Genomic DNA, 8,097 nt, shown 5'->3' with positions numbered 1-8,097 from the left:
GTGAAAACCGTAACGTTCGGTAAGTTTAATAAGGTATCTAGATGAAAGTCCATTGTTCTTTTTGGGTAAAATGTAGCAATCGCTACATTTTACCCCATGATGCCGCAAGACCCTAAATTTTTTGAGGGCAAATTTAAAAAACCAGACCCAGAGGAAGATATTTCTCTAGACTATGCAAAATTTAAAATGATCTTACTAGAACGTTTAGTATTAGTAAATATTACTTCTGGCGAGAGCGATAACCCATATTTAATTTTTGAGAGCTTAAACAACAAGGGAGAAGAACTAACACAGGCAGACTTGGTGCGTAACTATATATTTATGAAGTTGCCTCCTGAAGAGCGAGATGAGGTGTATCAAAGTGAATGGATGCCTCTTCAAGAGAGATTTAAGGTGAATATGCAAAACAAGGAATATGCAAACGAATTGACAAATGCTTTTTGGTTTTATTTGCGTAAAGATGGCGAGTCAGTTAATCAAAAAGAAGTTTATAAAGGTATAAAAAAGCGTTTCGATAGTTCATTAATTGGCATACGATCTGAATTACAAAAGCTTGTACAATTTGCAAGCTACTATCAGTATCTTAATTTTTATGAGACGGAACCAGAACCCAAGTTAAAGCGTTGGTTCAAGCGGTTGATGAGATTGGACTTTACTACTTGTCATATATTTCTCCTTAACATTTATCATGAATATGAAGAGAAACGGTTATCTCTTGATAAATTTGAAAAAATATTACGTTATTTAGAGTCTTATTTTGTACGCCGTTTATTTGCCGGAGTGTCTACTAGAAGTTTGGGAACCGTCTTCAATAACTTGTACTGTGAAGTGCAAAAGCAAAATCGTGATGATCTGGTAGATGGATTACGCACAGTCCTGATGCGCTACGAGAGGAGTAAAGTCTGGCCTACAGATGATAATTTTCGGCAGGGCATTATGACTCAAGCTGTATATAGCAATAGTTCCATTGATCGAACCAAGCTTATATTAGAGAGTTTAGAAGAATCGCTTAGTAAGGAGCAGGTTGAACCTAAAAATCTTACCATTGAGCATATTATGCCCCAGACTTTAGATAAAAATAAAAAATGGAGTTCAATGTTAGGGGCAAATTATAGCAATATACATAAGAAATGGCTTAACACTTTGGGCAATCTCACCCTAACAGGCTATAATTCTGAGCTATCTAACAAACCCTTTGAGGAGAAATTGATCCATTTAAGGTCTAGTAATGTGACTATGAACCAGTATTTCCGTAACATAGATATCTGGAATGAAGAGGCAATGAAAACTCGTGCTGCTCATTTATCCGACATAGCGGTTAAAGTCTGGCCTCGATAAGACGAGCGATGAGTTCAGAGAAGCTCACTAAAATTAACTAGCTTGAAGTCCTGAAGAAAAAAACGTGTGTGCGCGATCGCATCTTCACCCCAAACAGCGCGATCGCGCTGTTCGTTATGCTAAACATACGGTTATGCGATGCAGCAGAGGTAATAATGCCCGACCAGAGTTTGGACGATCCCTCCCTAAGCGAACCTGTAGCAGAGCTACTTCGCGAGATTCAGCAAACGCCGAAAGAATATTGGCCGAACTTACTTCAGATGATTCGGCTGTTTCGTGAAAGTGTTACCGTGAAGCCTGCGCCGTCAGATGCTTGGGCAAAAGCTATGGACGAAATTAAGAACCCTGACCCAGTGGAGAAAGTGGCGCGGCAGAAAGCTCTAAGCGATCTGTTAAAGTCATGGGAAGAGGAGGGAGATGAACAGGAGCAAACAGAAACCTGGGAATATCTCCGTCAAGCACTGGATGAAGATCGTCTTTCTAATCGGCCATTGTTCCCATGAGCAGGGTAGTTTTGCTGGATGCTGGCCCTGTGGGAATGGTGACAAATCCCAGAGCTACGCCTCTGTGCCGGGAGTGCAGGCTTTGGCTAGATTCTTTGGAGCCGAGAGGCTACGAAGTGATGCTGCCTGAAATCGCCGATTATGAGGTGCGTCGTGAATTACTCCGTGCGAGTAAGCTAGCAGGAATTAGACAACTCGATCAACTTAAATCGCTGATTATATACCTTCCCATTACAACACAAGTGATGCTCAAAGCTGCTGAGCTGTGGGCTGAAGCAAGACGTGCAGGAAGACCAACAGCAGACCCCAATGCACTTGATGGAGATGTGATTCTGGCGGCTCAAGCAATATTAGTTGCAAATGAAGGAAATGAGGTTGTAATTGCCACGACAAATGTAGGGCATTTGTCCCAATTTGTTGATGCTCGTGAATGGCGACTAATATAGCGATCGCATCTTCACCTCAAACAGCGCGATCGCTTATTCTTCAGTCAGTAGGGAAATTCACTACGATTAACTTGGTTTAACCTATCTCAAGTAAAAGAGACGATGGTTTGTATAGTCGCGATCTACAAGACGGACGAAGGGTTGTTCCTATCGACATCGGAGCAGGAGAACTATCTACCCGCTTATGTGTTGCGGATTTTTAGACAATTTGGCTTTATTAATCAAGAAATTGAGAGGCTTTTAGAGTGAGAAGTGAGAGGAATTTAGCGATCGCATCCTCATCTCAAACATCGCGATCGCATCTTTTCCCCAAACAGGGCGAACTGACAAGTCAGCGCTTCGCTATCGCATACCAGAACTTTAGATCGCAGCTTTGTCTGGTTGACAGTCAAAAACCACCATGAAGGAAGCGTTGGGTGTCAGCTGACGCATACGCTGCATATTACAGTCTGCATCACACCGACTGCGGAATCGAGCCACGGTCGCCTTCTGTCTATTGGGAAGGAGACGAACAATCGCCCAAGGATTAAGACGCTTTGTGTAGGCGATCGCACGAGTTTCTGATGTGGAATCGATTGAATCAGTATTTTGTGACACGAGCAATTTGTATCCGTAAGGAGTTTAGTCAAGGGCATTAGCAAATCTCTTGGAGGGGATCTACTAATGCCCTACATTTATCATTAAACTCCATTAGCATAGCGTTTGTCAATTGTCAATAATTAATATTAAGTTTTAGCTCCAAATTAATTGGAACGTTCAGCCAAGTATGAACTGGAGAGCCTTGGGCTTTTGCATAATGGTGAGGAGGAATACTGCGGCTTACTGAGTTGCTTTATGTATAGAAAATGGGTGGTAGGTCAGGAACCCAAGAAGCAGTCAGGAAGCGCCTTAAAGAAGCGATCGCCTATTTCCGAGAAGCCTATGAGACAGAATCTGATATTTACAGTCCTGCAATCATTATAGAAGAATTATGAGTTTTTGATCGTATAAGTAAATGCTTAAAATTACTAAATATTATGCTTCATATAAAAATAAGTAATCAATCGTTGTACAAATTACCATTACCAAGTTTGAAAAGATGGAAGAAATATTTTAAATTGACGCTTTATTAAAACTAATGGAAGAAATGTAAAGATGAAAAATGATTTTCCCAGGAGAAAGAACTGAACTATTATCAAACGCTTAATTAGGATAAAGACACTTAAATATACAAAGCGATTTAAAAATATATTTTAGCTTTGTCGGTGGAGATTCCAATCAAAGAATGCGATCGCTAACCTTCCCCAAATAAAAAAATTGTTTCCTCCCCGTTAAAGGGGAGGATTAGAGAGAGGGTTCTTTACTTGCCTTTCTCAGTAGATTTCGGCTTATAAGTCGAAGCCACCTGCAACTCCTTCAACTGCTTCTCATCCACACCAGAAGGCGCATTTGTCAGCAGACAACGAGCTTGCTGCGTCTTCGGAAAAGCAATTACATCGCGAATTGACTCCTCACCAGCTAATAGCATCACCAAACGATCTAAACCGTAAGCAATACCTCCATGCGGCGGCGTTCCGTATTCAAAGGCTTCCAGCAAAAATCCAAACTTGTTATATGCTTGCTCTTGGGATAAACCAATCGCTTCAAACACCTGTTCTTGAACTTCTCGCTGGTAAATACGCCGACTTCCACCGCCGATTTCATAACCGTTGAAAATCAAATCGTAGGCTTGCGCTCTTGCAGTTTTCAGGTCATGCACATCGTCGGGATGAGGAGCAGTAAACGGATGATGTAACGCCTCTAAACGCTTCTCGTCGGCGTTCCATTCAAACATTGGGAAATCTGTCACCCAAAGAATGTTTATCTTCTCTGGATCAATTAACCCCAATTCTCGACCAACTACTAAGCGCAAGCGGTCGAGAGTTTTATTCACCATATTAGAGTCACCAGCACCAAATAGCAGCAAATGACCCGCTTTTGCACCAGTGCGCCGTAATAGTTCCTGCTTTTGTTCTTCTGTCAGGTTGTCTTTAATTGCGCCGATAGTGTCGATTTCGCCGTTATCTCGGACACGAATGTAAGCAAGTCCTCTCGCACCCGCTTCGCTGGCTTCTTTAAATAAGTCGCCATCTGGTTTAATTCGCACATTGGAAATAGCATCATTTCCCCCAGGAATGGGTAATACTTTCACAACGCCGCCAGATGCAACTGTACTACTAAAGACTTTGAAACCAGAGTCTTTAACTAAGTCGGAGACGTTGACGAGTTCTAAACCAAAGCGGGTGTCTGGTTTATCGCTTCCGTAGCGTTCCATCGCTTCGGCGTAGGTGAGACGAGGAAAAGGACGGGGTAAATCGATACCTTTAATTGTCTTGAAGATATGACAAACTAAACCTTCGTTTAGTTGGATAATTTCTTCTTGGGACATGAAGCTCATTTCCATGTCCAGTTGAGTAAATTCTGGCTGACGGTCGGCGCGGAGGTCTTCGTCGCGGAAGCAACGGGCAATCTGATAGTATCGGTCAAAGCCGGATACCATCAGCAGTTGCTTGAAAAGTTGCGGTGACTGGGGTAAGGCGAACCACTCGCTGGGGTTAACGCGGCTGGGTACGAGATAGTCTCTTGCACCTTCGGGGGTAGATTTGGTGAGAATTGGGGTTTCTACTTCGATGAAGTTTTCGGTATCTTCGAGGTAGCGGCGAATGGTTTTAACGACTTGGTGACGCAACTGGAGATTATTCGCCATGCGATCGCGTCTTAAATCCAGATACCGATACTTTAGCCGCAAGTCTTCGCGCACGGGTTCGCTTTCCGCTGTCGCCACCTGAAAAGGTAACTGCTTGTAAACTTGATTGAGCAGTTCTATCTTGTCTGCATAAATTTCCACTTCACCTGTGGGTAGGCGAGAATTTAGCGACTCTTTTGGACGCTGGGTGACTCGCCCGGTAAATTGGACTACATATTCGTTACGCAGCTTTTCTGCTTGTGCGTAAGAATCTGGTGTGCGTACAGGATCGCTGACAATTTGAACGATACCAGTGCGATCGCGCAAATCCAAAAATATCACACCCCCGTGGTCGCGGCGACGGTCTACCCATCCACACAGGGTAACGGTTTCTCCAATATGTTCTGCTCTAAGTTCGCCGCAATAATGGGTTCGCATAGTTAAACTGAAAAGAAGGCTTGAGGAATGGAATTATCGCTCTGACAATCTGGGAAAATTGGCAACTGCAAGTGTGCTATCTCCCCACGATAAACGATAAAAGCCTTCCCATTATGCAGCATTTGACTCCCACAACTAAAGCCCAACCCGATATAGGTTGAGCGAATGTTCTAATAATTCTTTTTTCAAAAACTCCACAGCTACGAGAAGCTCTGCCTTGTCTATTTCACAGCTTAGAGGACTTCTTTGGCCATTTTTGTGTCAGCAGGAGCGCCACTCTTACCGCTTGACTCGGCTGCTAACTTGTCCTAATCGTCCTTTCTGGGGCTGACATCCTGCGCCATCTGTATATAATCAGCTGGGTTGCCTGTTGTATCTGGTGAGGATTTCATCTCTGTCGCTTCAGGTACTTTAAACTTAGGAGCTGTAGCAGCTTCAGCCGCTTGGGCACCACCACCTTTGCGGTCTACTTCACTAACGCTAAACGCTTTTGATGCTTCATAGTCAGCATCAAAATCAACTTTTTGTACTTTCTCTTCACCAGAAGCCATATTCTCAGCAGCTAGCTGAGCGTCATGGGTTGTAGCTTCACTAGGATTGGGTTTCACTTCTTCAGTCATAAGGAACTCCTATTTATTTAGACTTTTTTATCTGCGAGATCGATTTTAAGGGATTGATCCCCGTTACTTTGACTCTCTTGGGATAGATCCTCAATCTCCCGCCTCACCCGTTACCCAATCTGCGTCACCGAAGGAGAAAAAATTCTCTCTATTGGAGGGGGACTAAGAGCTGCAAAGTCTGATATTCCTAGTCTGGAAATACTAACTTTACTTTTGGAAAGCTTTTATGATCCCAGACGAAAACACCATAAAAACTCAAGCTCTTTCAGATGAAACACAAAAAGTGGTTCAGGCTTTTGAAGCGTTGAACACCGACGATAAATTAGCTTGGTTTTATTATGTTTATAAAAAGATGGGAGACTCCATCACCCCAGCGGCTCCACAAGGAACAGATCCTGAACTGGCTCCCAAGCTGTTAGGAGACTATTTGCAATTGGATGATGATAAGCAACTGGCGATCATGCGAGAAATTGTTGAGCGCAAAGATACAGAATATTCTCGCGCCTATGGAGCATTGAAAGAAAATAATCAGTTAATGGTTTGGTACACTTGGTCGCAGGAAATGGGGAATACCGTGGTAGATATGCCTGCTGACTACAAAGCAAGCCAACCTATTAACGATTTGATGGGACAAATTGAAGGGCTGGACTTCGAGGGGCAAATTTCGATGTTCCGTACCATCGCAAGTAATATGGGCTATACCGATGTGAAACCCATTGCTTCTCAGGCGGAAACTGGCAAGACTGCAAGTTTGTAATCGAGGCAAAAGATTGATACTCTTCCAGGCTGAGCCTGGGAGAGGGTTTGAGAAGAGTAGGAGTGTTCCCCTGGTGCGAAACACTCCTTATTTTTGCGCGATCGCGAGGCTGGGGACTGGGGATTGGGGACTGGGGATTGGGGATTGGGGGCTGGAGACTGGGGACTGGGGACTGGGGATAAGGAGTAATCGAAATTCAGTTTGGTTGGGGTAGTTACTTGACAAAAAGCGCAGGAGTTGAACTACGGATTCTTCTAATTGTGTGAATTACTTAAGGAAAAGTTCCACTTTCCGGACATTACGAATCGCCGGGTCATGATAGCGTTATATGCAACCCGCTTGAACGAAGAGTTCTACCGTGGTAATGTCTCAATTCCCCACACTGCATCAACCAGAGCCTGAGAATCGATGTCCAGGCTGCTTGTATATGAAATTGCTAGGAACTCCAGTTTTACTAGAACCAATCCAGCCTCTAGTTATAACTTTTGATTCTCAGGCACAACAAAGTGAAATTGAGCAGATTGATCTGCACTTAACCATCAAGTTTAACGAGCAGTGGCTACCGCTGATGGGCGGCCGCATCAAGTTTGGCATCAAAAGTGGAGAACTAAAGCTAAAACTGGAAAATGGTGAACTTCCCTATGAATCCCGGCAGTTAATTGGCTCAGTTGAGCTTTTCCTTCCAGAAGAAAAGCAAAAGCCGGAAAAAAGTAACGACCAAAAGCGTCAAGAAGTTTCTTGGAGCAATCTACTGCCTTCTTTGAATGGGAGTAAAGCTGGAGTTAGGGGGTTCGGTACAGAGCCAACGCGCAGAACAGATAAGTTAGGAGCAACCACCTGTCAGATAACGACAACAGCTTTCGAGGAAAATCCCACCTGGATCTTTGAAGAAGATATGGGTGAGCCAGTTTTGAAAGGCAAAATCAAGAATATAAAGCTGGCAACTTTGAATGTGAAAGTGCCTACTCGTGTAGAAGCAACTTTTGAAGTTTCCAAGCGAGATGTGCATTTGACTGACGCACAAGGGTTATGGCCCGCAGATATTAGCCGCAATAAGAGGGCAGTTTTGGAAAGGCTGATTGTCCTGCGGGTGTTGGAACCAAAATTAAAGCCCTACCTGAGTCGGCAAGAATTGCATTTTGACATCCTCCCCGCTCCTATCCCTCCCCGCGCATAAAGCTATCCATTACCCGCATCTTTCTTAACAATCAGACAAAATACTTAAAATAATGCTCAAAGGCATAACAGGTATAGTTTTGAGAGAAGAACCTAGTAGCGGGTGATGGTTTCA

General features: G+C 43.6%; 10 protein-coding genes and 1 pseudogene. 8 read left to right on the top strand and 3 right to left on the bottom strand.

The features are described 5' to 3' along the window. The first annotated feature begins 96 nt into the window (after window positions 1-96). The 4 genes and pseudogenes from H6F74_RS28665 to H6F74_RS29750 form a co-directional block, all read left to right on the top strand. Window positions 97-1,338 carry an HNH endonuclease family protein gene (locus tag H6F74_RS28665; RefSeq protein WP_190445500.1) on the top strand — a complete coding sequence of 414 codons (1,242 nt, stop codon included), beginning with the start codon at window positions 97-99 and terminating at the stop codon, window positions 1,336-1,338. 68 nt (window positions 1,339-1,406) lie between these two features. Then, the gene (locus H6F74_RS28660; RefSeq protein WP_199301720.1) at window positions 1,407-1,841 is read left to right on the top strand and encodes a hypothetical protein; all 435 of its coding nucleotides are present in this window, start codon (window positions 1,407-1,409) and stop codon (window positions 1,839-1,841) included. Next, on the top strand, window positions 1,838-2,287 hold the full coding sequence (locus H6F74_RS28655; RefSeq protein ID WP_190445499.1) for a nucleic acid-binding protein: 450 nt from the start codon (window positions 1,838-1,840) through the stop codon (window positions 2,285-2,287). Before H6F74_RS28660 ends, H6F74_RS28655 begins: the two co-directional genes overlap by 4 nt. A gap of 107 nt (window positions 2,288-2,394) precedes the next feature. Then, a pseudogene (locus H6F74_RS29750) lies at window positions 2,395-2,536 on the top strand (type II toxin-antitoxin system HicA family toxin); the annotation flags it as partial. 111 nt (window positions 2,537-2,647) lie between these two features. Here H6F74_RS29750 and H6F74_RS28650 read toward each other — a convergent pair. Continuing rightward, on the bottom strand, window positions 2,648-2,884 hold the full coding sequence (locus H6F74_RS28650; RefSeq protein ID WP_190417995.1) for a hypothetical protein: 237 nt from the start codon (window positions 2,882-2,884) through the stop codon (window positions 2,648-2,650). Window positions 2,885-3,132: 248 nt separating this feature from the next. Between H6F74_RS28650 and H6F74_RS30800 the strand changes: the two genes are divergently transcribed. After that, entirely contained in the window at window positions 3,133-3,261 is a 129-nt protein-coding gene (locus H6F74_RS30800) for a hypothetical protein (RefSeq protein ID WP_277875890.1), read from the top strand. Between the two features lie 365 nt (window positions 3,262-3,626). Here H6F74_RS30800 and aspS read toward each other — a convergent pair whose 3' ends face one another. Both aspS and H6F74_RS28640 read right to left on the bottom strand, forming a co-directional pair. After that, a complete protein-coding gene (aspS, locus tag H6F74_RS28645; RefSeq protein ID WP_190445498.1) occupies window positions 3,627-5,429 on the bottom strand; it encodes an aspartate--tRNA ligase in 1,803 nt (600 codons plus the stop codon). Between the two features lie 308 nt (window positions 5,430-5,737). After that, window positions 5,738-6,049: a hypothetical protein gene (locus H6F74_RS28640; RefSeq protein ID WP_190445497.1), complete on the bottom strand. Its 312-nt coding sequence runs from the start codon at window positions 6,047-6,049 to the stop codon at window positions 5,738-5,740. Window positions 6,050-6,275: 226 nt separating this feature from the next. Between H6F74_RS28640 and H6F74_RS28635 the strand changes: the two genes are divergently transcribed. From H6F74_RS28635 to H6F74_RS28625, 3 genes are all read left to right on the top strand, one after another. Then, on the top strand, window positions 6,276-6,806 hold the full coding sequence (locus H6F74_RS28635; protein WP_190445496.1) for an orange carotenoid protein N-terminal domain-containing protein: 531 nt from the start codon (window positions 6,276-6,278) through the stop codon (window positions 6,804-6,806). Between the two features lie 73 nt (window positions 6,807-6,879). Further along, window positions 6,880-7,020, top strand: a complete 141-nt coding sequence (locus H6F74_RS28630; RefSeq protein ID WP_190445495.1) for a hypothetical protein — start codon at window positions 6,880-6,882, stop codon at window positions 7,018-7,020. 213 nt (window positions 7,021-7,233) lie between these two features. Then, the gene (locus H6F74_RS28625) at window positions 7,234-7,983 is read left to right on the top strand and encodes a hypothetical protein (protein WP_206756378.1); all 750 of its coding nucleotides are present in this window, start codon (window positions 7,234-7,236) and stop codon (window positions 7,981-7,983) included. Window positions 7,984-8,097: the final 114 nt, after the last annotated feature.

It is taken from the genome of Trichocoleus sp. FACHB-90 (genome assembly GCF_014695505.1).
Classification (GTDB): domain Bacteria; phylum Cyanobacteriota; class Cyanobacteriia; order Cyanobacteriales; family FACHB-T130; genus Funiculus; species Funiculus sociatus.
The sequence above is the reverse complement of the archived record's forward strand: the minus strand, read 5'-3'. Positions and strand labels throughout refer to the sequence as shown.

What these genes read in the sequence shown, in the direction of transcription:
- H6F74_RS28665 (WP_190445500.1), top strand. Translation starts at nt 97, where the DNA reads ATGATGCCGCAAGACCCTAAATTTTTTGAGGGCAAATTTAAAAAACCA.
- H6F74_RS28655 (WP_190445499.1), top strand. Translation starts at nt 1,838, where the DNA reads ATGAGCAGGGTAGTTTTGCTGGATGCTGGCCCTGTGGGAATGGTGACA.
- H6F74_RS30800 (WP_277875890.1), top strand. Translation starts at nt 3,133, where the DNA reads ATGGGTGGTAGGTCAGGAACCCAAGAAGCAGTCAGGAAGCGCCTTAAA.
- aspS (WP_190445498.1), bottom strand. Translation starts at nt 5,429, where the DNA reads ATGCGAACCCATTATTGCGGCGAACTTAGAGCAGAACATATTGGAGAA.
- H6F74_RS28640 (WP_190445497.1), bottom strand. Translation starts at nt 6,049, where the DNA reads ATGACTGAAGAAGTGAAACCCAATCCTAGTGAAGCTACAACCCATGAC.
- H6F74_RS28635 (WP_190445496.1), top strand. Translation starts at nt 6,276, where the DNA reads ATGATCCCAGACGAAAACACCATAAAAACTCAAGCTCTTTCAGATGAA.
- H6F74_RS28625 (WP_206756378.1), top strand. Translation starts at nt 7,234, where the DNA reads ATGAAATTGCTAGGAACTCCAGTTTTACTAGAACCAATCCAGCCTCTA.